Source organism: Sorangium sp. So ce131 (assembly GCF_051519095.1).
GTDB lineage: Bacteria > Myxococcota_A > Polyangia > Polyangiales > Polyangiaceae > Sorangium.
This window is the reverse complement of the sequence record NZ_CP150455.1, coordinates 11344011-11369673: the sequence shown is the minus strand read 5'-3', so window position 1 is coordinate 11369673 and position 25663 is coordinate 11344011. Positions and strand designations below refer to the sequence as shown.

At 71.0% G+C, this 25663-nt stretch carries 19 protein-coding genes; 8 read left to right on the top strand and 11 right to left on the bottom strand.

Features of this window, described 5'->3' with window-relative positions; genetic code table 11:
- The first annotated feature begins 36 nt into the window (after nucleotides 1-36).
- The 4 genes from ychF (at nucleotide 37) to WMF43_RS41225 (ending at nucleotide 3003) form a co-directional block, all read left to right on the top strand.
- On the top strand, nucleotides 37-1128 hold the full coding sequence (ychF, locus tag WMF43_RS41240) for a redox-regulated ATPase YchF (RefSeq protein ID WP_437673377.1): 1092 nt from the start codon (nucleotides 37-39) through the stop codon (nucleotides 1126-1128).
- Nucleotides 1129-1352: 224 nt separating this feature from the next.
- On the top strand, nucleotides 1353-2006 hold the full coding sequence (locus WMF43_RS41235; protein WP_437673376.1) for a hypothetical protein: 654 nt from the start codon (nucleotides 1353-1355) through the stop codon (nucleotides 2004-2006).
- Complete coding sequence (locus WMF43_RS41230; protein ID WP_437673375.1) at nucleotides 1988-2614, top strand: hypothetical protein; 627 nt, start codon at nucleotides 1988-1990, stop codon at nucleotides 2612-2614. Before WMF43_RS41235 ends, WMF43_RS41230 begins: the two co-directional genes overlap by 19 nt.
- A 104-nt stretch (nucleotides 2615-2718) precedes the next feature.
- A complete protein-coding gene (locus WMF43_RS41225; protein ID WP_437673374.1) occupies nucleotides 2719-3003 on the top strand; it encodes a hypothetical protein in 285 nt (94 codons plus the stop codon).
- Nucleotides 3004-3040: 37 nt separating this feature from the next.
- On the opposite strand, the gene WMF43_RS41220 is transcribed toward WMF43_RS41225, so the two are convergent.
- From WMF43_RS41220 to WMF43_RS41190, 7 genes are all read right to left on the bottom strand, one after another.
- On the bottom strand, nucleotides 3041-3397 hold the full coding sequence (locus WMF43_RS41220) for a 2Fe-2S iron-sulfur cluster-binding protein (protein WP_437673373.1): 357 nt from the start codon (nucleotides 3395-3397) through the stop codon (nucleotides 3041-3043).
- Complete coding sequence (hscA, locus tag WMF43_RS41215; RefSeq protein WP_437673372.1) at nucleotides 3397-5445, bottom strand: Fe-S protein assembly chaperone HscA; 2049 nt, start codon at nucleotides 5443-5445, stop codon at nucleotides 3397-3399. Before hscA ends, WMF43_RS41220 begins: the two co-directional genes overlap by 1 nt.
- Entirely contained in the window at nucleotides 5442-5978 is a 537-nt protein-coding gene (hscB, locus tag WMF43_RS41210) for a Fe-S protein assembly co-chaperone HscB (protein ID WP_437673371.1), read from the bottom strand. Before hscB ends, hscA begins: the two co-directional genes overlap by 4 nt.
- 62 nt (nucleotides 5979-6040) lie before the next feature.
- Nucleotides 6041-6508 carry a HesB/IscA family protein gene (locus WMF43_RS41205; RefSeq protein WP_437673370.1) on the bottom strand — a complete coding sequence of 156 codons (468 nt, stop codon included), beginning with the start codon at nucleotides 6506-6508 and terminating at the stop codon, nucleotides 6041-6043.
- A gap of 51 nt (nucleotides 6509-6559) precedes the next feature.
- Nucleotides 6560-7009: a Fe-S cluster assembly scaffold IscU gene (gene iscU / locus WMF43_RS41200; RefSeq protein WP_437673369.1), complete on the bottom strand. Its 450-nt coding sequence runs from the start codon at nucleotides 7007-7009 to the stop codon at nucleotides 6560-6562.
- Nucleotides 7010-7084: 75 nt separating this feature from the next.
- Complete coding sequence (locus WMF43_RS41195; protein WP_437673368.1) at nucleotides 7085-8302, bottom strand: IscS subfamily cysteine desulfurase; 1218 nt, start codon at nucleotides 8300-8302, stop codon at nucleotides 7085-7087.
- Between the two features lie 17 nt (nucleotides 8303-8319).
- Entirely contained in the window at nucleotides 8320-8805 is a 486-nt protein-coding gene (locus tag WMF43_RS41190; protein ID WP_437673367.1) for a MerR family transcriptional regulator, read from the bottom strand.
- A gap of 1335 nt (nucleotides 8806-10140) precedes the next feature.
- Here WMF43_RS41190 and WMF43_RS41185 point away from each other — a divergent pair.
- Both WMF43_RS41185 and WMF43_RS41180 read left to right on the top strand, forming a co-directional pair.
- Nucleotides 10141-11649, top strand: a complete 1509-nt coding sequence (locus tag WMF43_RS41185; protein ID WP_437673366.1) for a glycosyltransferase family 4 protein — start codon at nucleotides 10141-10143, stop codon at nucleotides 11647-11649.
- Between the two features lie 61 nt (nucleotides 11650-11710).
- Nucleotides 11711-12460 carry a class I SAM-dependent methyltransferase gene (locus tag WMF43_RS41180; protein ID WP_437673365.1) on the top strand — a complete coding sequence of 250 codons (750 nt, stop codon included), beginning with the start codon at nucleotides 11711-11713 and terminating at the stop codon, nucleotides 12458-12460.
- A gap of 7 nt (nucleotides 12461-12467) precedes the next feature.
- Here the strand turns inward: WMF43_RS41180 and WMF43_RS41175 are convergent, their stop codons facing one another.
- From WMF43_RS41175 to WMF43_RS41165, 3 genes are all read right to left on the bottom strand, one after another.
- Nucleotides 12468-13718 carry a glycosyltransferase family 4 protein gene (locus tag WMF43_RS41175; protein ID WP_437673364.1) on the bottom strand — a complete coding sequence of 417 codons (1251 nt, stop codon included), beginning with the start codon at nucleotides 13716-13718 and terminating at the stop codon, nucleotides 12468-12470.
- Nucleotides 13719-13848: 130 nt separating this feature from the next.
- Nucleotides 13849-15303 carry a hypothetical protein gene (locus WMF43_RS41170; RefSeq protein WP_437673363.1) on the bottom strand — a complete coding sequence of 485 codons (1455 nt, stop codon included), beginning with the start codon at nucleotides 15301-15303 and terminating at the stop codon, nucleotides 13849-13851.
- Between the two features lie 102 nt (nucleotides 15304-15405).
- Nucleotides 15406-17613 (bottom strand): GumC family protein, encoded by a 2208-nt coding sequence (locus WMF43_RS41165; RefSeq protein WP_437673362.1) that lies wholly within the window; start codon nucleotides 17611-17613, stop codon nucleotides 15406-15408.
- Nucleotides 17614-17958: 345 nt separating this feature from the next.
- Between WMF43_RS41165 and WMF43_RS41160 the strand changes: the two genes are divergently transcribed.
- Entirely contained in the window at nucleotides 17959-21417 is a 3459-nt protein-coding gene (locus tag WMF43_RS41160; protein ID WP_437673361.1) for an FG-GAP-like repeat-containing protein, read from the top strand.
- A gap of 24 nt (nucleotides 21418-21441) precedes the next feature.
- Here WMF43_RS41160 and WMF43_RS41155 read toward each other — a convergent pair whose 3' ends face one another.
- The gene (locus tag WMF43_RS41155; RefSeq protein ID WP_437673360.1) at nucleotides 21442-24090 is read right to left on the bottom strand and encodes an O-antigen ligase family protein; all 2649 of its coding nucleotides are present in this window, start codon (nucleotides 24088-24090) and stop codon (nucleotides 21442-21444) included.
- A gap of 137 nt (nucleotides 24091-24227) precedes the next feature.
- Here WMF43_RS41155 and WMF43_RS41150 point away from each other — a divergent pair, with 137 nt between their 5' ends.
- Nucleotides 24228-25541 (top strand): phage head spike fiber domain-containing protein, encoded by a 1314-nt coding sequence (locus WMF43_RS41150; RefSeq protein ID WP_437673359.1) that lies wholly within the window; start codon nucleotides 24228-24230, stop codon nucleotides 25539-25541.
- The last annotated feature ends 122 nt before the right edge of the window (nucleotides 25542-25663 follow it).

Genomic DNA, 25663 nt, shown 5'->3' with positions numbered 1-25663 from the left:
GGCCGCGCGACCCTGCCTGTGCTAGACGTGCGCGCCATGAGCGTCGAGGTCGGCATCGTCGGACTGCCCAACGTGGGCAAGAGCACCCTGTTCAACGCCCTGACGGCGGCGAAGGCCGAAGCGCAGAACTACCCGTTCTGTACGATCGAGCCGAACGTCGGCGCCGTGCCGGTGCCGGACGAGCGGCTCACGACGCTCGCGAAGTACATCAAGACCGAGAAGATCGTCCCCGCCATGGTGCGGGTGGTCGACATCGCCGGGCTCGTGCGCGGCGCGAGCACGGGCGAGGGGCTCGGGAACAAATTCCTCAGTCATATCCGCGAGGTGGACGCCATCCTCCACGTCGTCCGCTGCTTCACGCTCTCCGACGTCGTGCACGTCGACGGCGGCGTCGACCCGCTCCGCGACATCGACACCATCGAGACGGAGCTCATGCTGGCCGACCTCGGCTCGCTCGAGGGCATGCTGGAGCGCACGAGGAAGCAGGCGAAGGGCGACAAGGAGCTCCTGCCGAAGATCGCGCTCATGGAGCGGTGCCTCGAGGCGCTCCAGGCCGGCAAGCCCGTGCGCGGGGTCTCGTTCGACGACGACCAGCGCAAGGTCGTGAAGACGTTCGGCCTGATCACGGCGAAGAAGGTCCTTTACGTGGCGAACGTCGACGAGTCCGACGTCTCCGGCACGGGCCCGCTCGCGTCGAAGGTGCGCGAGCGCGCCGCGTCCGAGGGCAGCGGCGTCGTGCCGGTCTGCAGCAAGCTCGAGTCGGAGCTGAACGAGCTCGCCCCCGACGAGCGCAAGGAGATGCTCGAGAGCCTCGGCATGAAGGAGCCGGCGCTGTCGACGCTCGCGCGCGAGGCCTACCGGCTCCTCGGCCTCCAGAGCTACTACACGGCGGGCCCCAAGGAGATCCGCGCCTGGACGATCCCGATCGGCTGCACCGCGCCGCAGGCCGCGGGCGTAATCCACAGCGACTTCGAGAAGGGCTTCATCCGCGCGGAGGTCTACAAGGTGGACGACCTCGTCGAGCACCGGACCGAGGCCGCGATCCGCGCCGCCGGCAAGCTGCGCGTCGAGGGCAAGACGTACGTCTTCCAGGACGGCGACGTCACGCACTTCCTGTTCAACGTCTGATCTCGTCAGCTCGCGTCAGCTCGCGTCAGCTCGCGTCAGCTCGCGTCAGCTCGCGTCAGCTCGCGTCAGCTCGCGTCAGCTTCCGTCAGCTTCCGTCAGCTTCCGTCAGATTCCGTCTGACCCCGCCGGCCGCACGCACGCCCGGCCGCCCGGGTCCGGTTTATTGACGCCTGCGGGCCGCCTCGGCTACGTCGCTCGTCCTCACGAGACGAAAGGACGATCATTTGGGCGCACTCAAAGGATCCATCTCATTCTCGAAGTTCTACGTCCGCGGCGAGCTGCCGGACGGGTTCCGCGACCGCTTCGTCGAGCGCATCCGCCTCCGCGCGTTCCAGCCGCTCACGGTCGAGGAGGACGCGGAGCAACGCGCCGGGTGGTGCTCCATCGAGAACCCGCTCGACTGTGAGCTCGATCACGGCAAGATCTTCTTCAACTCGTACCTCAACCTCGGCCTGCGGACCGATCGCTGGCAGGTGCCCTCGGCGCTCTTCAAGGCGCACTTCGCCGAGGCGGAGCGGGAGCACCTCGCCAAACGCGGGCGCGAGAAGCTCGGGCGCCGCGAGAAGGAGGAGCTCCGCGCCGTCGTGTCGAGGAAGCTGCGCGCGCAGCTCATCCCGGCGATGAAGGTCGTCGATCTCTCCTGGAACCTCGAGGCCGGCGTCGTGCGGTTCTGGAACCAGTCGTCGCGCGCGCACGAGGGGCTCGTCGAGCTCTTCGGCGACACCTTCGAGCTCGATCTGGTGCCCGAGAGCCCCTACACGGCCGCCCGGGATCTCGGCCTCACGGCCGAGCAGCAGACCGCCTTCGAGCTCCTCAAACCCACCGTCTTTCACGCAGACCCCACCGCTGGAGGTGCCCTGTGGGCCTCGCCGAACTGATCGAGCAGCGCCGCTTCGTCGGCCGTGAGTTCCTGGTCTGGCTCTGGTTCGAGAGCGAGGTCTTCGAGGGCCGCTTCTCCCTCGACGCCCTCGGCGTCTGCGAGCTCTGGCTCGAGGGGCAGATCACGCTCGTCCAGGAGAAGGAGCAGAGCCGCCTCAAGGGCGCGGCGCCGAGCAGCGCCCCCGAGGCGCACGAGGCGCTGCGCCAGGGCAAGCTCCCGTCGCAGGCGCGCGTCCGTATCACCCGCGGCGAGCTCGAGTACACGTTCCTCTTCAACACCGACGCGTTCGCGCTCTCGGGCGTCAAGATCCCGAGCGTCGTCAAGGACGCCGTGGACGAGCAGTTCTACGAGCGCATGTACCTCATCGAGGAGCTCGAGACGCTCTTCACCGCGCTCTACAGCGAGTTCCTCGCCCTGCGCCTCGGGGCCGCCTGGGAGCCCTCGGTGATGCCGTTCCTCCGCGCCTGGGTCCGCGGCGAGCCGGTCGACGCGGACGCTTACCGGAAGCTCCGGGCCAAGCTCGCGCCGGTCCGCGGCGCGGTGAGGTCGAGGACGACCCCCCCGCCCGCGGACGCGCCCGAGCGCGCCGCGCGCGTGGTCGCCTGAGCGCGGCCGCGGCCCGGCGCTGCGCCGCCGCGGGTCCCGCACGGATCCGCCCGGCTGCCAGGAAGTGGGCCGCGGGCGCGCGCGCCGTCTAGCCTCCGCCTCCTGTGGTCGGCGACTTCTTCAAACGCCTCGTCAACGGCGTCGTGTTCCTCCTCGCCGCCCTGACCTTCTTCCTCGTCCCCATCGGCAGGAAGACCGCCGCACAACACGTCGTCGCGATCTTCTCGACGCCGCCCGCGCGGGAGGCCGCCTCGGCCTTCGCCCACATCGCTCGCCGCATCACCAGCGAGGCTCGCACCGAGCTGGAGAAGCTCAACAAGCCGCCGCCCCCGCCGCCCCCGCCGCGCGAGCCGAAGCCCGCGACGGCGAAGGCGAAGCCGCCGTCGTAACGCGCCGCCCCGGCCTGGCGCGGCTCGCGCCGCAGGCTCAGCCCTTGCGGGGATCCTTCACGTTCGGGTGCTCGTTGTAGAAGGCGTCGAGGCTCTCGCGGGAGATCTCCGCCTCGATCTCGCCCTCCTTCTGGATCGTCGCCTGACAGCCGAGGCGGCTGACCGAGCGCACGTCGAAGGCCTTGTCGAGGATGTCCTCCTCGTCCTCCTCGGCCTCGCTGAGGAGCTCGCGCCCCTTCGTGACGTAGACGTGGCAGGTGGAGCACGCGCACACGCCGCCGCACGCGTCCCCTTCGGGGGCGCCCACGGCCTTCGAGGCCTTGAGGATCGTCGACCCCACCGGGACCTCGACCTCCCACGTGCGCCCGTGCGCCAGAAAGCGGACCTTGGCCATCAGCTCCTCCTCGCCTCGGCGCCGGCGCCGGTCTGCGCCGGGCGCGCGCCGCTCGCCTCGACGTCGCCCGGCGCGCGGCCCGCGTCGTTCCCCGCGTGCTCGGCCAGGTGTGCGTCCACGCCCCTCGCCGCGGCGACCTTCGCCTCGACGTCCTCGACCTGCTTGCCCCCGATCGCCTTCGCCACCGCGCGATCCATCCGCCGCCCCGCCCACCCGCGCGTCGCCTCATCGAGCGCGTCCGTGCGCGCCTGGATCAGCCCCGGCTTGTCGCCGCGGATCGCCGCGTCGAGGGCGCTGAGCGCCCCCTCGATCGCCTCGCGCTCGCCCGGCCCGAGCAGGTCGGCGTCCGCGGCGAGCGCCTTGCGCGTCGCCATCGCCACGCGCTCCGCCTCGACCCGCGCCTCGACCAGCCGCCGCTTGAGCAGGTCGTCCTCGCCGTGATCCAGCGCCGCGAGGAGCATGTTCTCCACCTCCTCGTCGGTCAGCCCGTAACTCGGCTTGACCTCGACCTTCTGCTCGACGCCGGTCGTCAGCTCGCGCGCGGTCACGCCGAGCAGGCCGTCCGCGTCGACGCGGAACGTCACCTCGAGCCGCGCCATGCCCGCGGGCATCGGCGGGATGCCCTTCAGCACGAAGCGCGCGAGCGACCTGCAATCGGCGGCGAGCTCCCGCTCGCCCTGCACGATGTGCAGATCGAACCCGGTCTGGTTGTCCGCATACGTCGTGAACACCTGCCGCGCCCCCGCCGGGATCGTCGTGTTCCGCGGCAGGATCTTCTCGGCGACGCCGCCCATCGTCTCGATGCCGAGCGACAGCGGCAGCACGTCGAGCAGGAGCACCTCGTCCGCGCGCTCCTCCGATCCGGCCAGGATGTCGGCCTGGATCGCCGCGCCCAGCGCGACGACCTCCTCCGGATCGATGTCCTTGAGCGGCTCCTTGCCGAAGAGCTTCGCCACGTACTCGCGCACGTACGGCACCCGCGTCGCCCCGCCGACGAGGATCACGCCGTCGAGGTCCGCGGCCTGGACGCCCGCGTCGCGGAGCGCGCGCCGGCAGGCGGCGCCCGTGCGCTCCAGGAGCGGCGCGATGAGCGCGTTGAGCTCGCCGCGCGTGACGGTGACCAGCCTCGACGCCGCGCGAGCGTCCGTCCGGGCCGGCGCCTGCGCCGCCTCTGTCGCCTCGCCTGATTGCACCGGCAGCTCGATCTCGACCCGCTCCACGTCGGTCAGCGCGTGCTTGATGCTCCGGGCGGTGTCGAGCGCGAGCCGCACCACCTCGGGCGTGCGCCGGGTCGCGCCCATCTCCGCGAGCAGCCGCTCCGCGAGCGCCCTGTCCATGTCGTCGCCGCCGAGCGCGCTGTCGCCGCCGGTCGACTTTACCTGGAAGACGCCGTTGTCGAGGAGGAGCACGGTGACGTCGAACGTACCGCCGCCGAGGTCGTAGACGGCGAACAGGCCGTTCTGCTGCTTGTCCAGCCCGTAGGCGAGCGCCGCGGCCGTCGGCTCGTTGAGCAGGCGCAGCACCTCCAACCCGGCCAGCCGGCCGGCGTCCTTCGTCGCCTGCCGCTGGGCGTCGTCGAAGTAGGCCGGCACCGTGATCACCACGCCGCCCACCGACCGGAGCTCGCGCTCGGCCGAGGTGCGCAGCTCCCTCAGGATCTCCGCCGACACCTCGACCGGCGTCACGACCCTGTCCCGCACCCTGAAGCGCACGCTCTTCGCGTCCTCGGGCCCCTTCGGCTCCGCGAACTCGTACGGCCCGAGCCGCCGCGTCTCCGGATCGTCCGCGCCGCGGCCCATGAACCGCTTCACGCTCACGATCGTCTCGCGGGGGTGGCTCGGCGCGAGCCGCGCCGCGCTCTGGCCCACGACGGCGTTGCCGCGCTCGTCGTAGTGCACCACGGAGGGCACGAGGCGCTCTCCGTTGCAGTCGTCGATGACCACGGGGCGGCCGTCGCGCACGCGGGCGACGAGCGAGTTCGTCGTCCCGAGATCGATGCCGATCGGGCTGGGCCTGGCCTTGGGGTCGAAAATCTCGAGGAGGGTCATGTCGGATCCGTGAGTTCTTCTTCGATCGCGCTCACTTCGTCGAGGAAGCGCCGGATGTAGCGGAGCTCGCTGAGCATGGCCAGCACGCCCTTCAGCTTCGTCGCCTCGCCCCCTGCGGCCGCGAAGGCGCGCCCGATGGCCGCGAGGGTCGCCTGCTCGCGCGCCCGCATCGCGTCGCCCAGGCGGGCCACCCGCGCGCGATCGCGCCCCCGCGCCGCCTCGGCGAGCTCCTCGCGCGACTCCATCATCTCCATGAGCAGGGCAGGGGACGCCTTCTGCTCGGCTTCCTCGCCCCGCGCGAGCCCGGCGCGCTGGAGCAGCGCCTCGGCCCGGCGGATCGGGTCCTTGAGGACGCGCAGCGCGTCGTTGGCCTCGATCGCGCGGCCGAGCGCGAGCCGGCGCTCGGCCGCGGGCGCGCCCGCGTAGCGATCGGGGTGGAGCGCGCGCGAGAGATCGCGGTGGCGCTGCTCCAGCGCGCGCAGGTCGAGGTCGAACCGAGGCTCGACGCCCAGGGTATCGAAGGGATCGGTCATGGCGGGCTCGGGAATGCTCGAAAAAGAGGCGCCTCCGCTGGGGGGCGGGCGCGGGCGGCGGCTCAGGCCACCGTGAACGAGTGGCCGCAGCCGCAGCGCGTCGCCTCGTGCGGGTTCTTGAATTTGAAGCCCTGGTACATGAGCGTCTTCTCCCAGTCGAGCACCGAGCCCCCCAGGTAGATGATGCTCTTCTTGTCGCAGAAGACGCGCACCGTGGGCTTGTCCTGCTCCGCGAACTCCAGGACGAGGTCGCCGGACCGGGGCGGCTTGTCGTCGAACTCGATGACGTAGGAGAACCCGGAGCAGCCGCCGCCGCGGATCCCGACCCGGATGGCGCCCTCCGGCGTCCCGCGCTTGGCGAGCTGGGCCCGGATCGCCTGCACCGCGGCGTCGCTCACCGCGAGCGTGCGCTTCGACTTGGCCGGCGCCTCGGCCGCTGCCCCGTCGTCCTGCGCGGGCGCGGCGCCCGTCGCGGCGCGGGCGTCGGCGTCCGCCGCCTTGGTCGTGGTCGTCTCCTCACTGCTCTGCATGGCGTTGCTCCTCTCCGGCGCGCTGGGCCGCCCCCCCGCGGCCCCGTGCTGTCACTCCGCCGCGCCCACCGACGCGGCGCCCTCGGCGTTGCCCGAGGGCTGCGCCGTGAGCGCCCGCTTCGCCTGCTGCTTGGCCCGGAAGTCGGCGATCGCGCTCTTGATGGCGTCCTCGGCGAGGACCGAGCAGTGGATCTTCACCGGCGGCAGGTGGAGCTCCTCGGCGATCATGCTGTTCTTGATCGTCTCCGCCTCGTCGATCGTCTTGCCCTTCAGCCACTCGGTGGCGAGCGACGACGACGCGATGGCCGACCCGCAGCCGAACGTCTTGAACTTGGCGTCCTCGATGACGCCGCCCTCGCCGACCTTGATCTGCAAGCGCATGACGTCGCCGCAGGCCGGAGCGCCGACGAGCCCGGTGCCGACGTGCTCGTCGTCCTTGTCGAGCGTCCCGACGTTCCGGGGGTTCTCGTAGTGCTCGATGACCTTATTGCTGTATGCCATGGCTCTCTCCTCGACCGTTTCCTTCCGTATCGAAATCCAAATCTTCGAATGGACCGGCGCCGTCCGCGCCGCTCTTCAATGCGCCGCCCATTGCACGCTGTTGAGGTCGATCCCCTCTTTGTGCATCTCGTAGAGCGGCGACATGTCGCGCAGCTTGTTGACCTTCCGGATGACGAGATCGGCCACGTAGTCGACCTCTTCCTCGGTCGTGAAGCGGCCGAGCCCGAACCGGATGGACGAGTGGGCGAGGTCGTCGCCGATGCCCATCGCGTGGAGGACGTACGAGGGCTCGAGGCTGGCGCTCGTGCACGCCGAGCCGCTGGACACGGCCACGTCCTTGATCGCCATCATCATGGCCTCGCCCTCGACGAAGCTGAACGAGACGTTGAGGTTGCCCGGCAGCCGCCGGTCGGGCGAGCCGTTCAGCTGGATGGCGTCGAGCTCCTTCCAGAGCCGCGTCCGCAGCCGCTCGCGCAGCGCGAGGATGCGCGCCGACTCCGCCGCGCCCTCCTCGATCAGGATCTCCGCCGCCCTGGCGAACCCGATGATGCCGGGCACGTTGAGCGTGCCGGACCGCATGCCGAACTCGTGGCCTCCGCCGTCCATCTGCGCGGTGATGCGCACGCGCGGCTTCGACCTGCGCACGTACAGGCAGCCGATGCCCTTCGGGCCATAGATCTTGTGCGCCGTCACCGACGCGAGGTCGACCCCCATCTCCTCGACATTGAAGGGGATCTTGCCGACCCCCTGCACCGCGTCGGTGTGGAAGAGGATGCCCTTCGACTTCGTGATCTTGCCGATCTCGGCGATGGGCTGGACCGTGCCGACCTCGTTGTTGGCGAGCATGATCGAGACGAGGATCGTCTTGTCGGTGATCGCCTTGGCGACGTCGTCCGGGTCGACCATCCCGTACTTGTCGACCTTGAGGTAGGTCACCTCGTAGCCCTGCTTCTCGAGCCGCTTGCAGGTGTCGAGCACCGCCTTGTGCTCGATGACGCTCGTGATGATGTGGTTCCCCTTGTCCTTGTAGAACTCGGCGACCCCCTTGATGGCGATGTTGTCGCTCTCGGTGGCGCCGGAGGTGAACACGATCTCCTTCGGGTTCGACGCGCCGATGAACTTGGCGAGCGTCTCGCGGGCGTGGCTCACGGCCTCCTCGGCCGTCCAGCCGAACACGTGGCTCCGGCTCGCGGCGTTGCCGAACTTGCTGTTGAAGTACGGCAGCATGGCGTCGAGGACACGCGGATCGACCGGCGTCGTCGCGTGGTAATCCATGTAAATCGGAAGTTGCATGCCCATGGTGTTCTCGCTCAGCGGTGATTCGAGCCCTGGCGGCAATGCCCATTGCCGCCGCGGATCCCGGCGACGAGCTCAGGCTCAGCCTGGTTCTTGTCGTGGAGGTTACAGTTCGTGCAGGCGGCGACGAGCTCCGCCGGGTCGCACGTCTCGCAGGTGTCGAGGTAGGCGAGGCTCGCCACGAGCTCGTGCTCGAGCGCCTCGAGGTGCGCGATCTGCCCCCGCACCTCTTCGAGCTTCTGCTGGTAGACGTCCCGGATGCGCGACATCGCGCCGGGGGCCGACGAGGACGCCTCCCAGGTCGAGACGATCTGCTGGATCTGGCTCAGCGACAGCCCGAGGTCGTGGAGCTTGCCGATCCACCGGACCCGGGTGAGGGCCGCGTGGTCGTAGAGCCGGTAGCGCCCCTTGGACCGGGCGTGCGGCCTGAGCAGCCCGACCTCCTCGTAATGATGAATGGCCCGCACCGTCTTCCCGGTCGCCTTCGCGATGTCCCCCACTTGGAGGAGGCGCTCCTCTTCCTCGGTGCCTTCGGAACTTTCCGTCCCAGACGGACTGAACGTGGGCGGTCCTCCGGGGTGCTGCTGGGCGACGGGGAGGTGGTGCCGGGTCGTCATGCTGAAGCCTGACCCTTACGTATGCGTCAGGGTTGGGGGACCTTTTAGAGCGCTGCGCCAAGACTGTCAACCGGGTTGTACGGGGAACGTCGCCGTGTTCCGGAAGCACCTGGAATCGGGCGTGCGCGAAATCCTGGAAGAGCGCCCCCGGCTGCCACCGTCCGCCCACGCTCTCACGGCGCCAACGCCACGTCCGGCTGCATCGGTCGAGAGGCTCGTTCCTGGCGTGTGACCGGGCGCCGCGGTGAATGCTCTTGCCGTCCGCTCACAAAATTACGTCAAGGACGCTATTTATGCTGTTCAGGCGCTCCCTGCTTCACCACAAGCAGGCCTGCGCTGACCTGTATAGGGAAGATCCCTATTCGTCCGACTCAGATTTCGGTGGTGCTTCCGGTGAATGCCACGCGAATGGCGAGCACCAGAGAAGTCGCCATGCCCGGTCCCTGCGATCGCCTCGGTTCGGCGGACAGAGCTCGGATGTGTGCTCCGGTGGCCTCACGGACTGCAGAGCTCGTATCTACCGCCCGGAGAGAGCACTTTATGGACGCCGGTAGCACTTACCGTCGCGGCCGTTCGTCAAGGTTCGTGCCGTGCTCGGTCGCCACGTGCTACATCGCACGCGCCGGGGTCGCAGCCGCCAGGCCATGCGCCGCCGAGGCGCTCCACCTGGGGCGAGGCTCCGGCTCGCGGCTTTCGCGCAACGCTTTCGCGTCGGCCTTCCTTTCGAGGAGCGGGGCTCCTGTCCCCGGGGCGCTTCACCAGGACATTGCAGCGGCGCCGAGGGGCGCCGTCCTACGCGGGCAATTGCTTCGTGCGTTCATTTCAAAAAACCGGCCCACGATGCTCCCCTGTCCCTCCGGAGCGGGTGGAAACATCGGGCGGCTGCAGCGCACCTCGGCGACACGCCGCCGCGCCATGGATCGGCACCACATGACTCCGCTCTCGGGACATCGAGACGTCGGCACGACGTCACTCCACCGTGGAGCGGCTTTACGCAAGCTCTGATAGGGGAAGTGAACCGTGCAGCATCATTGTAAAATCCACGGGCTGCAACGAAGGGCTTGACTTTTTTCTTCCGTTTACTTTTCCCATGCTCCCCGCGCTGACTTGGTGTAGTAGGGGCGCACCGACGAAGGATGTCTGTATGAGTACGAGCTACGAACTCCGCGCACCGCGACGCCTTCGAGACGCGCGGAGCTCCCGCACGGCGGGTGAGCGATGGTAAGTACGCTCACCGCGGTCATCCTCGCGCTGATCCTTAGCTGGGTGGCGACGCCGCTGGTGCGGCGCCTGGCGTTCACCGTGGGGGCGGTGGATGAGCCGACCGCGCGGCGCGTGCACACGCGGTGCATCCCGCGCCTGGGTGGGCTGGCGATCGTGGCCGGCTTCATGCTGCCGCTCTTCGCGCTCGTGGCGCTGCGCACGCAGATCGCGGTGATGTGGTTCTCGCAGACCTCGCTGGTGGCGGGCCTCGTGGTCGGCGGCCTGGCGATCGCGGCGGTCGGGGCCTGGGACGACATCAAGGGGATGCGGGCGCGGCACAAGCTGCTGGCGCAGATCCTCGTGGCGTCGCTGGCGTGGGCCTTCGGTCTCCGCCTCGAATGCGTGACGCTGCCCTACTTCGGGCATGTCTCCTTCTGGCCGCTGTCGTTCCTGGTGACGATCCCCTGGTTCGTCGCGATCATCAATGCGGTCAACCTGATTGACGGGCTCGACGGGCTGGCGGCGGGCGTGGGCTTCTTCGCCTGCGTCGCCAACTTCATCACCGCGTACCTGGGCGGCTACCCTGGCAACCTGGTGATCTGCCTGCTCGCGGCGACGCTCGCCGGCGCGATCGTGGGGTTCCTGTTCCATAACTTCCACCCGGCGACGATCTTCATGGGCGACACCGGGAGCATGTTCCTCGGGTTCATGCTCGCGGCCATCCCGCTCTTCGGCGTGGGCACTGCCAAGGGCGGCACCGCGCTCGCGGTCATGGTGCCGCTGCTGGCGCTCGGCCTGCCGATCTTCGACATGATCTCGGCGATGGTGCGGCGCTTCATCGCCCGCCGGCCGATCTTCTCGGCGGACCGCTCGCACATCCACCACAAGCTGCTCGACAAGGGCCACTCTCACCGCGGGGCGGTGCTCATCCTGTACGGGCTGAGCCTCCTCTTCACGGTCGTCGCGCTGGTGGCGTATGTCGGCCGCTCGCACGAGATCGGCTTCGCGCTCGCGGGCTGCAGCGCGGTGCTCTTCATCGTGGTGCGGGCGGCCGGCTCCTTCGCGGTCTTCGGCGCGCGGCCGGCCAAGGCCGGGCGCCTGCGCGAGGCCACGGTGGAGGCGCTGCGGCGCGCCGTGCCGCGAGCGCTGCTCGAGATCGAGACCGCCAGCGGCCCGGAGAAGCTGCGGGCCGTGCTCGATCGCTTCGCGAAGGAGGCGCAGCTCGTGGCCATGGAGGTGGGCTCGGCCGGCGCGAACGGCAGCGCGCGCGTGAAGTCCTGGAGCTGGACGCACGACGCGGCGACGCAGCAGCAGCTCCGCGAGGCGGTGGTCGCTGCGTTCACGATCGAGCTGGGCGGCGAGACGGTCACGCTGCGCTTCCGCTGGGACAGCGAGGAGAGCGCGGTCAGCCCCCAGGCGGAGCTGCTGCTGCAGCTCGTGGTGGACTCGGCGGAGCGCCTGCTGCGCCGGCCGCCGCCCCGCACGCTGGAGCCGCGCGCGCAGGGGCACCTGTCGATCGTGTGAGCGTGTGAGGCCTTCTTCCCGCATCCGGCGTCGTCGCGACGCCGGATGAAGCAAGGATACCGTGAGGATTCTCCGGAATATCGTCGACTTCAACAAGAAGACGAACGAGCTTTATTACCGGTTCACCGACCGCCCGCACTACTGGAAGGTCTACCAGGGGATGGTGGACGAGGCGGTCGCGCCGGCGAAGGACGTGATCCACCTGGGCTGCGGGCCGCTGTGGTTCGGCAAGGTGGCGACCGTGCCGCTCGACGGCAAGACCATCTACGCCGTCGATCCGGACGAGCAGGCGCTCGCGCGCAACCCGGCGCCGCACCACATCCGCGCCTTCGGCGACGCGATCCCGCTGCCGGACGGCTGCGTGGACGTGATCGCCGCGGACCACCTGCTCGAGCACGTGGAGAAGCCCGAGGCGTTGATGCGCGAGGCGCACCGGCTGCTGCGCCCGGGCGGGCGGTTCGTGTTCACGGCGCCGAACCTCCTCTCGTATACCGGGCTCGCGACGCACCTGACGCCGTACTGGTTCCACAAGCTCTACGTGGACCTGCTGCGCTCCAACTCCAGCAAGACCACCAAAGGCGATGCCTACCCCACCTTCTTTCGCATGAACACGGTGTGGGCCGTGGACCGCATCGCGAAGGAGACGGGCTTCCGCGTGGACAAGCTCAGCTCCGGGGTGGACCACCCGACGTACACCGTGCTGTTCCCAGGGGTGCACCAGGCGGTCATGGCGATGCACCTCGTGCTCGACAAGGTCGAGGCGCTCGCGCCGTTCCGCATCACGCTCACCGCCAGCCTCGTGCGCGAGTGAGGTCTGCCTAACGAGCTGCTGCGCGATCCGAGCGACGCAGCACGCGCTCCAAGAGGTCTACGTAGTCGCGCGCGAGCGTGTCGCGATCGAACGAGCGGATCACGTAGGCTCGCCCATCCTCGCCCATGCGCCCCCGCTTCGCGGGATCCGAGGCGAGATCGACGATGGCCTCCGTCATGGCCGGCACGTCCTCGGGGGGAGCGAAGACGCCCGCGCGCGCCTCCTCGACGATCGACCGCGCCTCGCCGTCGACCGAGATCACGATCGGCCGCGCCATGGCGAGGATCTCGAAGATCTTCGAGGGGATGACCGTCTGGAAGAGCTCGGCGTTGCGGAGCGGGACGAGGCAGATGTCGGCCGTGGCATACACCTCGGGGATCAGGTCGCGCGGGAGCGCGCCGAGGAACGTGGCGTTTGGGAGCCCGAGCTCCCGCGCGCGCGCCTCGAGGCTCGCGCGCTCCGCGCCCTCGCCGACGAAGAGGAACCGGATGTCGTCGCGAGCGCGCAGGCCGTTCGCCACGTCGAGCACGGCGGAGAGGCCGTGCGCCATCCCGTGCGTGCCCACGTACGCCACGACGACGCGGTCGCCGAAGCCGAGCCTCGCGCGGAGCGGCGTGTCGCGCGAGGTCGGCGTGAAGCGACCGAGGTCCACGCCGTTGCGGATGACCTCGATCTTCTCGGCGGGCACCCCTCGCTCGACGAGCCGCTCGCGGAAGCGCTGCGTGACGACGACGATCTCGTCGGCCACGCGGTAGAGGTGCTCCTCGACGCGCGTGAGCCCCCGAACGACCGCGTGGTCCGCCGGCAACGCGCCCACGGCCACGATCGACTCGGGCCAGAGATCGCGCACCTCGAACACGAACGGGAGCCGGCGGAGGGTGGCGATGCCGTAGCCGGCCGCGGCCGAGAGGAACTGGGGGCTCGTCGCGATGAGCACATCCGCTTGCGGCAAGCCGAGCTGCGCGAGCGTGAGCGCGGAAAGCGCGAAGGACCCGTAGGCGAGCGAGCGGCGCACCTTGCCGCGGTTCGCGGCGGCGTAGATCCAGGTGCGGAGGACCCGGACGCCGTGGAAGTCCTCCTCGATGCGGATCCGGCCCTGGTAGTCGGGCGGGATCACGCCGGTCGGGTGGTTCGGCATGCCGGTGAGGACCGTGACCTCGTGCCCTGCGCGCCGCCAGGCTCGGGCGAGCTCCGACACGCGCGCGGCAGGGGCCCCTGGCTCGGGGGGAAAATACGGGGAGACGTAGAGGATGCGCATGGGCCGCGTGGCTCTTCAGTCAGGTCGTCGGGTCGGATCCGCCCGGCGGAGCTCTTGCAAGGACTTGCAAGGAAAGGCGCGATCGCCGCGCGAGGCGCGGCGCGCGCGACCATACCACACGGACGCGAGCCTATCCGCCGGGCGCCGACGGCTGATCGAGGCGTGTGCTGCGCAGGTTTCGCAGCGGCCGGTGGCGCGCCAGGCCGAGGAGCGAGACCCCGCGGCGGAGGCGCCTCACGACCGAGGTGAACAGGAGCGCCCCGAGCAGCGCGATCCCCAGCGAGACGGTGATCTTGAGCAGCCCGGTGAGCTCACCCCGGAACTGATTGTAGGCAAATGAGGCGAGGCACGCGCCGCCGGTGCGGACGAGCATCGGCGTGTCGCGCCCCGCCGCCACGTTGAGCGGGTGCATGAAGAAGAGCCCGCAGAACACCGCGACCTCGATGCCTGCGCCGAGCAAGCCCAGGTTCAGGAACCCTTCCGCGGCGGCGTTCATCGCGAACCCGCCGCCGTGGCGCGCGAAATCGGGCGCGATCCAGTTGACGTAACGCTGCGACACGGCGAGCGGCCGCTCGCTCCAGATCGGCTTGGGTATCAGGATGAGAACCGCGTTGAGCCAGCTCTCTCCCGGGTAGTCGAGGATCGGGGGCCTGTCGTTCGCCACGATCACGACGTTGTCATAAACGCGCTCGAACTCGTTGACCTCGAGCAGGTCCTTCTGCTCGAGGTGCATGATCGCCGAGGCGATCTGCGCGTCGAAGCCTCTGCCCTGCTGGGCGCGCGCGCCTTCGAGGGCGACTCCATAGAAGAGGGCGCCCACCACCCCGACGGCCAGCCACAGGCGGCGGAGCTGGAACCCGTAGGCGTGAAAGGCGAGGACGATCGAGAGGGCGGCCCAGACGAGCGGGCCTCGCCGGCCCATCATCGTCTGGAAGAGGAGGCTCCCGAGCAGGCATGCGCCCACGAGGAACAGCACCTTCGGCGCGGGGAGACCGACCTTGCGAAGGGACACGACCCGGAGGAAGCAGTAGACGAGCGCGAAACGGATCAGGTACCAGCCCGAGGTGAGCAGCCCTTTGCCGTCCTCCTCCAGGTGTGTCTGGCCGTAGTCGACCGTCAAGATCCGCCCCAGGCCCACCGAGGCGAGCCACGCGCCGACGAGCGCCAGCCCGACGACCCCGACGGCGATCGCCCCCCAATCCTGGTCCAGGATCGCCCTCGGGCTGCGCAGCGGGACCATACGCTCCACGTTCGGCCGCTCCCACACGCGGCTCAGCGCGGTGCACGCGAGGGCGCAGCCTATCGCGCCGGCATAGGCCAGCTGCATCGCCGCGGCGTCGCGGCTCGACAGGGAGAAGTTGGCGGACTTCAGGATCCCGAGGAGCGGCGTGTAGCCGGTGCTGAGGAAGTAACAGCCCGGGATGTAAGTCTCCGGGTCCATCGGGTGGAATCGAGGCCCGCCGGCGCGGGCGAGCGAGGGGGCGACCAGCATGAGCAGGAGGCCGATGGTCCACCCGCGCCCTTCTCCGAGCGCTCCCTCGAGGATGGGACCGGCCGCCGCCAGCGCCGCGACGACCAGCGTCACGAGCAGCCGAGAGCGCGGCTTCGCCTTCGCAGGGGCCGAGCCGGCGGCGCGCTGAGCGCCGCGTGCGCTGGGGAGCCGTGCAGACAGCAACGTCGGTGTTCCTCAGTTCGGCAGGGCGGGCGGGGGCGGGTCCGCTCTCTCGGGGGGCGCCGGCTCGGGGGCCGCCTCGTAGTAGCCGTCCTTCTTGTAGCCGTAGTAGTGGTAGAAGCCGTATTCCTGCCGGGCCAGATCGACGGCGTTCAGCACGGCCCCGATGACGTTGCCGCCGACGTCGCGCAGCGAGCGGATCCCGTGGCGCGCGAAGTCGTGCGTCGTGGCGGAGGCGCGCACGACGAGCACGGTGCCGTCGACCAGCGTCGACAACACCGCACCGTCGGTGACCGCCACGAGCGGGGGGCTGTCGATGATCACCCGGTCGAAGCGGTCCTGGAGCTTTCGGAGCAGCGCCTTGAAGCGATCGCTGTGCAGGAGCTCCGCCGGGTTCGGCGGGATGGGGCCGGCGGGGATGACGTAGAGGTTGTCCACCTCGGTCCTGAGCGCGCCCTCGTCGTCCACCACGGAGTCGTCGAGCAACGCGCTCGTGACGCCGATCTCCGGGCCCTTCCCGAAGACCCGGTGGAGACGCGGCCGGCGCAGATCGCAGTCGATGAGGACGACCCGTTGCCCGGCCTGCGCCATCGCGACGGCGATGTAGCAGCACACCGTCGTCTTGCCCTCGTGGGGGCCGGCGCTCGCGACGAGGAGCGTCTTGTAAGGCCGATCGGGCGACATGAAGAGCAGGTTGGTCCGGATCGCGCGCGCCGCCTCGGCGATCCCGCTCGTCGGCTGGTCATGGACGAGGAGCTCGCGCCGGCCGGAGTCGACCGCGAGCTTGCCGCGGCGGCGCCCCTTGCGCAGGGGGGCCTCCTTCTCGCGCTTGTCGAATGACGGAACCAGGCCGAGGAACGGCAGCCCGAGCTCCCGCTCGATCTCGACCGGCGTCTTCAGCGTGCGATCGAGCATCGCCCGCGCCAGCGCGGCGCCGACCCCGAGCAGCAGCCCGGCGAGGATGCCCACGGCGATGTTGACCGCCACGCGGGGCCGGAGCGGGACGAGCGGGACATCGGGCCTGTCGAGGACACGGATGTTGTTCACCCGCAGCATGCGCTGCAGATCGCTCTCCTTCGTGCGCTCCAGGACGAGCTGGTAGAGCTTCTCCGTGTTGTCCTTGTTCCTGCGGAGGCGATCGTACTCGATCTTGAGAGAGTTCAGCTCGAAGGCCTGCTTCTTCGCGTCCTCGAACAGCGTCACGAGGCCGCCTTCCTGGCGCTTCACGATGGCGAGATCGCGGCTCACGGCGCCCTGAACGTTCTTGATCTCGGCGACCAGCGAGTTCCTGTTCGCGGCCAGCCGCTCGGTCGCGGCGCGGACGTCCGGGTGATTCTCCCCCTTGCCAGAGCCGATGAGCGCGTCGCGCTCACGGACGCACTCCTCGTGGCGCGCGCGCAGCATCTGGAGGACCGGGCTCTGGATGAGCTCGGACGCCGGGAGATCGAGCGGGTTGTTCGGGTCGAGCTTCGCCAGCTCGTGGTTCCGCGCGGCGAACTCCTCGCGCCGCGTGCGCACGGCGGTGAGGGCGTCGTTGATCTGCTTCATCTCCTCGCGGAGCAGGTTGGACTGGTCCTCGAAATCGACGTCGAGGATGTTCTTCGTGAGCTTGTACTCGTGGAGCGACGTCTCGCTCGCCTCGAGATCGTTCTTCAGCTTGTCGAGCTGCGTCCTCAGCCAGTCGACCGCCGAGTTCGTCGAGGCGAGCGCGTCGTCGAGGTTCTGCTCGACGTAGACGTCGATCACCGTGGCGAGGACGCGCTGCGCCCGCTCGGGATCCGCGTCGTCGTAGCGGAGCACCGCGAGGCGGCTGTCCTTCACCGGCTCGACCGAGAGCCGGTCGCGCAGGAGTGCCGCGGCCTCCTCGGGGCTCACCGCCTTCGCCGCGGGGGGCGCCGCGTCCTTCGGGAGGTTCTCCAGGAAGTACGCGTCATTCTGCAGGTTGAGCTGGGCGACCACCGCCGTCGCCACCCGCATCGACCGGATGACCTTGTACTGAGTCTCGTAGTACTCGCGGTTGTTCCAGTACGAGCCAGCCCCCATGTCGACCACGGTGTCGACGCCGCGGCCAAGCGGTCGCGGCGGGTTCGGGTCGAACTGCACCGTGGCCGCCGACTGATAGATCTTCTTCTGCCCGAGCGTGTAGAAGGTGACGCCGAGCGCGACGAAGATCAGGGTCGTGAGCGCGATGGCCCAGTGCTTGCTGACCGTGCGCAAGGCCACAACGAGGTCGAAACCGCGCTCGCCAGAGGCGTCATCGCGAGGGGCGGTCGTGGAGGAAGCTCTGCTTTCGTCGGCCATAAGTCAGGCGCGCGCGGGCGCGTTCATCGAGGGTAGAGGTCCGCGTGGGGGGCTAAGGTGCTTCCCGGGCCCCCGAAATTCAAGCCGGCGCTCCGAATAGGGAGTGGATGTGGTACAAGGTGTGCATCTCTGGCGTCACGGCTGCCGCGGCGCCGGCGGCGCGGCGGCGGCGAGGTATGACACATTCGTGCGCGGTGGTACCTCCGTAACGATCAGGTACACTCGGACCGCGCGGCAGCAGCGGGGATGCGCGCTGGGACAACCAGAATGGAACGATCGTCCTTCGTAACACGCGGCGCGGCGGCGATCTCGGTGTGCGCTGCGCTCCTGCTGGGCGGCGGCTCGGCCGCCGCCGACTGGCGATCTGCCCGTCACGACCCCCAACGCACGGGCGCCACGGAGTCGACCAGCAATATCGTGAAGCCGGCGCCCTACTGGCGGGCGTACCTCGGCGGCGCGCTCGCGCAGTCCAAGGTGTTCGCCGGCGACGTGGACCAGGACGGCGAGACCGACGTCCTGTTCGTGTCCGGCGGCCGCGCGGTGCTCTCCGATCCGCAGGGAAACTTTCTCTGGAGGACCCCCCCGCTCGGGTTCCAGACGGTGCACGCCGTCGAGGATCTCGACGGGGACGGGCGGCTCGAGGCGGTGGTGCTGACCGGCGCAGGGGCGGCGGCCATCGACGGCGAGAGCGGCGCCATCCTGTGGCTCGACAGCGCGACGGAGATCGGGACGCTCGGCGCCGCGCGCCTCGCCGACTTCGACGGCGACGGCGGCCTCGATCTCTTCCTCGACGAGTGCGGCTGCTGCTCGGTGAGCACCGCCAGCCCGGGCGTGATTTACAGCTTCGCGCGGGGGTTCAGCGCGGTCGAGAAGCTGCCGTCTCTCCCGCCGCGCGCGCATTGCAATACCGGAGTCGACACGGTGGGCGACTGGAATGGAGACGGGACAGCCGATCTCCTGGTCTCCTCTCACGATCAGATGTTCTTCGTCTCAGGGACAGGGGACGTCATCGCGGAGTCGGCCCGCATCGGCGTATACCTCGGCGGCGCGGTGTGCGAGGCCGTGAACGTGGGCGACCCGTCGAGCCCCGGACAGCGCGCGCTCTGCTTGCAGAACCGCGTCATCGGTGTGCAGGGGACGCGCGAGATCTTCCTGCTCGCGTACAGGCCGGGCGAGACGCCCTCGATCGGGGTCGTGTGGCGAAGGACGCTCGGCCCCAACGACGGCGGCGACGCCCGCGCCCCGACGCGCCTCGCGTGGGATCTCGACGGCGACGGCACGCTCGAGGTGCTGGTGAGCGGCAAGACGGGCGATGGGTGGACATCCTACGTGCTCGACGCGGCCTCCGGCGCAGAGCTCGCCGTCATCCCCGACGAGATCGCGCAGGGCGCGGTCCGAGGGGACGCTGGCGCCGAGCAGTGGATCGTCACGGCGCGCGAGGAGCGCGTGTCGACGTTCCGGTTCAGGCGCGGCTCAGCGCGCCGCGTCGAGCGGCTCTGGGACCTGCACGGCGAGCGGGTACGCACGCGGGTCGACTGGTCGAGGGCGCGCACGACGAACCTCTCGTTCTCGCTGGTCACGCCGGACCTCACGGGCGACGGGCGCGGCGAGCTCATCCTGGAGGCGACCACGGAGCCGGTGGCGCTCACGTCGTACGCGGTGAGCGCGGGGGGGGCCTCGACCACCGCCGTGTACGCCGTCGATCCCGACGTCGGCATCGCGGCGCTCGAGCTGCCGGCGGCGGCCTCCCTGGCGTCGCCGCAGCTCGTCGTCTCCCGCGACGACGGGTTCGTCACGCTGCTCGACGCGTCGCTCGCGCCCACGAACCTCATGCAGGAGGGGCGCGAGGTGCTGCCCGGGCTGCGCGCCGGCGGCTACAGCACCGGCCCGGGCGCGTTCGTCGACTTCGGCCGGGCCCCGATCGCGGCCAAGCTCTTCCCGAACGACGCGGCCGAGAGCGTGGTCGTCGTCGACAGCCGGGGGGACCTCGTCCGCATCGCGTCGGAGGGCGCGAGCAACGTCGCCCCGGCCAAGGCCGCCTGGCGCGCGCGCGACGCGTTCGGCGCATCCATCCTGCCCGCCGAGGGCAGCTCGCCGGCGACCCTCGCGTGCTTCCGGCTGCGGCACCCGATCGTCGATCCGCCGAAGTACTCCGTCGCGACGCTCGACGCGAGCGGCGTGCAGACAGGCGAGACGCTGGTGGAAAAGAGGCCTGCGTGGGACGTGCTGCACGCCGATCTCGACGGCGACAGCGCGCCCGAGCTCGTCGCGGTCACGGCCGACACGGCCCTGCGCACCGACGTCCTGGCGCTCAACCGGGACGGCGGCATGCGCTGGAAGCACGCGATCAACGCGTCGGCAGGGACCCAGGCCGCCGCGATCGCCGACTGGGACGGGGACGGCGCGGACGACGTCGCGGTCGCGATCAACGCCGCCCGGGTGCTGTCGGGGCGGGACGGCAGCCTGCTCGGCCAGAGCGCGGAGGCGCTCACCTACTTCATGCCGATCCTCGCCGATGTGTCCGGCGATCAGCAGCTCGAGATGACGCTCCAGGGGGGGCGCTTCCCTGCCCGGACGTTGCAGCACGACCTGCGCACCGCGCTCTGGCGCGGCACGGACGACAACCGCCCCTTCCCGCACGGCGCGATCGCCAGGTGCGACGGCAGGCCCCTCCTGGTCGAGGGGTCCTTCGTGCGGCCGGCGCGCCTCACCTTCACCGAGCTGGGCGCCTCCGCGGCCGGGCAGTCGACCTCGATCGTGCTCGCCGGCGACGCCGCGTTCGCCGACGAGCAAGCCGCGGCGCTCGCGGGGGCCTCCATGGGCCAGCTCGGCGACGTGGCGATCTCGGGCAACCTCACCGGGCGCGCGTCCGCCGGGCCCACCGTCGTGGTCGGCTCCGCGAACGGCTTTCTCTACGCGGTCGACGCGTGCACGGCGCGGCTCGTGTGGTCCTACGCGTTCGGCGATCCGGTGGGCTCACCGATCCTCGCCGACACGGACGGCGACGGCCACGATGACATCGTCGTGAGCGTCGCGGACGGCTATCTCTACAACCTGCGGCACGAGATCCTGCCCGCGCCCGCGCGCGTCTGGGACGTCGATCCGAGCGGGCCCGACCCGGAGGAGGACGTCGACGAGATCGAGACCAGGGACACGCTCCACGTGCGCTGGACGCCGGTCGACGTCGCCATGTCCTACCAGGTGGCGGTCGTCGGCGGCCGCGGGGAGTACGTGACCTCGCCGGCGTGGCAGGACGTCGGCGACGTCTCCGAGGCGTCGATCAGCGGGCTGCCGCTCCTCGACGGGGCGAAGTACTACGTCGGCGTACGTGCGGTCTCCGCCGCCGGGCTCTCTCCGGATCGCGGGTCGGACGGCGTGATCGTGAGGATGCCCCAAGGCGAAGGGGGCGGCGGCGCCGGCGGCATGGGCGGCGCGGGCGGCGACGGCGGCGCGGGCGGCGACGGCGGGGCGGGCGGCGGCAGTAGCGGCGGCGGCGGCGGCGGTGGTGGCGTGGGCGGGACCGGCGGCGAGGCGGCGCTGGACGACACGCTCCTCTACGGCCGCGGCTGCGCTTGCTCCGAGGCTCCCGGGCAGCCCGGGAGCCCCTGGGCGGCCGGCCTCGGCGGCCTCGCCGTCGCGTTGCTCGCGCTGGTCAGGGGCCGAGCCGCGGCGCGCGCTCCGTCGAACCGCCGCGCGGCCATGCGCCGAGCAGCCAGGTTGTGTTGATGGGGTGCGCCGCCGGGCGATCGCTCAGGGGGTGAGCGCAGGCGACAGCGCCTTCGCCTTCTCGTCGAAGATCCGCTTGCGCAGCTCGGGATCCTGGCCGCCGCGGCGGTGCAGCACCCGCTCCAGCGCTTCCGCTGCCTGGACGTGCGCGCCTGCGTTGCTCGCGGCGTCGGCCAGCTTGAGGAGGCGCTCCTCCGTGGGCTCGTCCTGCGCTGCCCGCGCGTAGTGGGTCACGGCCGACGAGTACTCCCGCCGCGCGGCGAGCAGATCGCCGGCCCAGGTCGCGGCCGCCGCGCACGGCGCCGGAGCGCTGCACGAGGCGGACAGGAGATCGCGGATCGCGGGCAGCAGCCGCTCGGACGACGGCATCTGCGACGCCGCCTGCACCCGCAGGCGGAGACAGCTGGTCCGGTCGTCCAGCCGCTCGCAGCTCCCCGCGAGCAGCTGCTCCGCCTCGGCGGCTTTCCCGCGCAGCAAGAGGAGCCGCGCCCGCAGGTGGACCGCGAGGAACGAGCTCTCCTTGTGGCTCTGGATCGCCGCCGCGTGCTCCTCGACCTGGCGCTCGCACGCGGCCCGCTGCGCCTCCGCGCCCCCCGCGCCGCCGCAGCGCGTGGAGCTCGGCGCATCCAGCATCGCGAGCAGCGTATCGCCGACGGCCCAGCGGGCCTTGATGCGGGCCGGGTCGCGCGCGATCGCCTCCTCGGCGCACCGGAGCCGCAGCTCCATGTCGCCCTGGCGATCCCACGAGACGGCCATCCGCTCGAGCATCTCGGCGCCCGCCTCGCCCTCCGGCACGGCCCGCTGGAGCTCGTCCCAGCGCTGCGTCCACTGCCGGGCGAGCGCAGCGGCGGTGGTGATCACCTCGGGGTCGTCCTCCGCGGCGAGCCGGAGGCTCAGGAGCGCCTGCTCCTTGGCGCCGCGCGAGGCGAGCACCTCCGCGAGCAGCAGGTGGGCGCGGCCGTGGCGGCGCGAGCGCTCGAGCGTGCGCTGCAGCCAGGGGATCGGGCTCTCGCTCCGGCTTTGCAGCGCGACGACCGCGCCGAGGAGCGGGAAGTAGGGCTCCGCCGGGTGGCGGAGCATCGCCGCGCGGAGCTCCCCGCGGAACCGCGGCCAGCCGCCGTTCGCCGCGCCGGCCTCGCCCAGGGCGCGCAGCTCCCGGCGGTCGTGATCGACGTCGCGCCAGCCGAAGCCCACCATCAGGGCGACGAGCGCCGCCCCGGACCCCGCGGCGCACGCCGGCAGCAGCCACGCCCGCCGCGCCGACCCGGGGTCGTCGGGCGGCGCCTCGCGCAGCGGCCGCTCGCGGTAGGCATCGCCCCAGAGCGAGCCGAACGTCGCGAAGAGCGCGATCGAGACGCCGGGGACCTCGAGGCCGAGGTCGAGCAGGTTCTGGGCGAGGAGCACCATGCAGCCGACCCAGGCGCCCAGCGCCGCCGTGCTCGCCCGGAGGGCGAGCTTGCCAGGGCGAAACGCGATGCCCAGCGCGACGAGCGCCGCCGCGGCCACGGGGACGCCCCACTCCGCCGCCCACTGGAGCACGAAGTTCTCCGGGTGCGTGAACACGATGTTGCCCGGCCACTGGCGGTACGCCGGGAACACCGTCTCGAACGCGCCGCGCCCGATGCCGAAGAGCCAGTGGTCGGCGAGCAGCGGGATCGTCGAGTAGAACAGCCAGAGCTTGTTGATGTTGTCGTCCGCGACCTCCGCGAGCGTGCGGTTCGTCGTGGCGAGGGCGGCGAGCAGCGCGCCGCCGCTGATGGCGAGGCTCAGCAGCCAGGTCGCCGTGCTGGAGCCGCGGCGGCTCGAGAGCATCCGCTTGCGCCGCCGCCACGCGAGCAGCGCGAAGAGGGCGAGGCCGAGCGGCAGCACGAGCAGCCCTGCGCGCGACGAGGCGATGATGCCGACCCCGACGATCGCGGTGAGCCCGACCCCGGTGACCCAGACAGGCAGGATCGGCCTGCTCGTGAGCAGCAGCCCGACGCCCGAGAGGACGCCGAGGTTCAGGTAGCCGGCGAGGTTGTTCGGGTTGAGCAGCGGCCCGACGTGCCACGCCGCGACCGAGAACCGCGGCTCGTACACGCCGAAGACCTGCGTCGTGCCGAGCAGGCCGTGGACGATCGTCGTGAGCGCGGCGAGGAACGCGCTGCCGAACACGAGGGTGATCCCGAGCCTCGCGCCGTGCCTGGCGCCGACGAACACGGCCGTGACGAAGACCCCGGCGTACGTGAGCGATTTCGTGGCCTCGACGAGCGTGGCCCCAGGGTCGAGCGAGAGGCTTCCATAACGAGGCGCCGCCTCGCCGAGCGGCATGAGGGCGCGCGACCAGACATCGGCGCTCGCCGGCGCGACGCGCGCGAGCCACGAGAGCGGCAGCGGCACGGCCTGCAGGAGCGTGTAGGCGGTCAGGGCGAGCAGCGTGAGCGTCGGCAGCGCCGTCACGTAGGGCTGCCGGTCCGCGCCGCGCGCGCTGGCGCGGAGGGAGAGCGCGGCGGCGACGGCCGTCACGAGCGACACGATCGCCAGCGTGGGCGTATGGACAGCGCCGATGGCGAGCACGGAACCGAGGATCGTGGCCCCGAGCAGCCACGGGACGGCGCGCTCCGAGGGCGGCGCGGGGGCGCGGCGCCGCGCCGCCGCTGAGCGCCGCCGCTCGACAGGCGACCTCGGCCTCACGCGCGCGTCGTCCGGCTCCACGGCCGGCCAGGGTAGTCGATCTTCGTCGCAGGCGGACGGGATTGCTCGTCAAACGAGGGCAAGGCCGCGCGCTGCCAGCATTGACAGCGTGAGTGGGGGAGGACAATCATCCGGGCATGAGGAGCGCGGCCGCTCGCCGTGGCGCGTCAACGGCCCTTCCGCTGGTGATCCTCGCGGCGAGCGCGGCGTTGACGTGCGCGCCCCGCTGGGAGGGGACTGGAACAGAGCGCGAGCCCGGCACCACCCCGACCACCGCCGGCGGCGAGGGCGGCGCCGACGGTCTGCCGGACGCGATGCTGTACGGGTGGGCCGCGAGCGCCCCCGAAGATCCCGGGCTCTACGAGCTCCCGCGCTGGCTCACGCTGGAGAGCCCCACGCCGGACAAGACCGTGCAGATCGGCGAGCGCGCCATCGTGAGCGGGATTCCCGCCGACGTGGCGCGGGCGCGCCGGGTCGGCGAGGACAGCCCCTGGGGGCTCAGCCTCGAGGGCGCGCGCGAGAACCGGATCCCGTTCTCGACGCCGACCATGCCGCTCTGGCGCTTGTACAGCGAGGCGAGCCTCGAGGAGGCGCCCGGGCCGGACGGCGCGATGTCCGCCGGGCGCGTCGCCGACGTGGATGCGGAGGAAACGTCCGCGGCTTATGTCCCCGTCAGCGGCGCCGTCGGCGCGACCTCCACCGTGTCCGGCTGGGTGGGCGACGTCTCCGGAGAAGACGGCGAGCTCGCGTGGGTGCGGAACTCCACCTTCGACGAGGACACGCAGGGCGGCGCGTCCACGAGGGTGCCCGCGCCGGCGAGCGCGTGGCGACGCATCGACTTCACCGGCGTCGAGGTCGAGCGCGCCGGAAACCTCTTCGTTTATCCCGCGGCGGCCGAGGCGGCCCAGGCGGGCGCGGCGAGCTTCGCGTTCTTGAGCCTCGAGAGCGCCAGATACCCGTCGTCGGCGATCCCGACCACGGGCGCCGCGCGCAGGCGCGAGGCCGACGTGCTGTTCGCGAGCAACGCCGAGTGGTTGATCTGGAAGGGGTGGATCAAGGCATCGATCGAGTTCGCTCCCAACTACGCCTCTGGCGAGCAGCTCGCCGATCACGACCTCCTCTACATCGATCCCGGAAACCGCGTGTCGCTGCGCGCCTCGGACGGCGCCATCGCGATGACGATCACGGGCGCTCGCGGCTCGGCTACCCTGGCCACCGAGCCGCTCTCCTGGAAGCGAGAGCAGGCCTTCAAGGTCGATGTCCTGAGCTCGCCGACCGGGCTGTCGCTGGACGTCGTCATCGACGGGGAGGAGGCGATCTCGGTCGTCGAATCGGAGGACGTCGGCGCCATCCCAGTCCCCGAGTCGGGGCGCATCCACCTCCTCGGGGGCCCCGAGGGCAGCCAGGAATGCGCGGATCTGCGCCGCGTCGCGTTCTACGAGGTCCGCTGAGCGCCGCGCGCGCGTTCTCGGCGCGCGCGCGCGCCTCCGGCCCGGCCTCGCCGGGCGCGCTCGGCCGCCCGGCGCCTGGCGGAGGCGCGGTTCGCGCGGTCGCGCCGCTGGTGTAGAGTGCG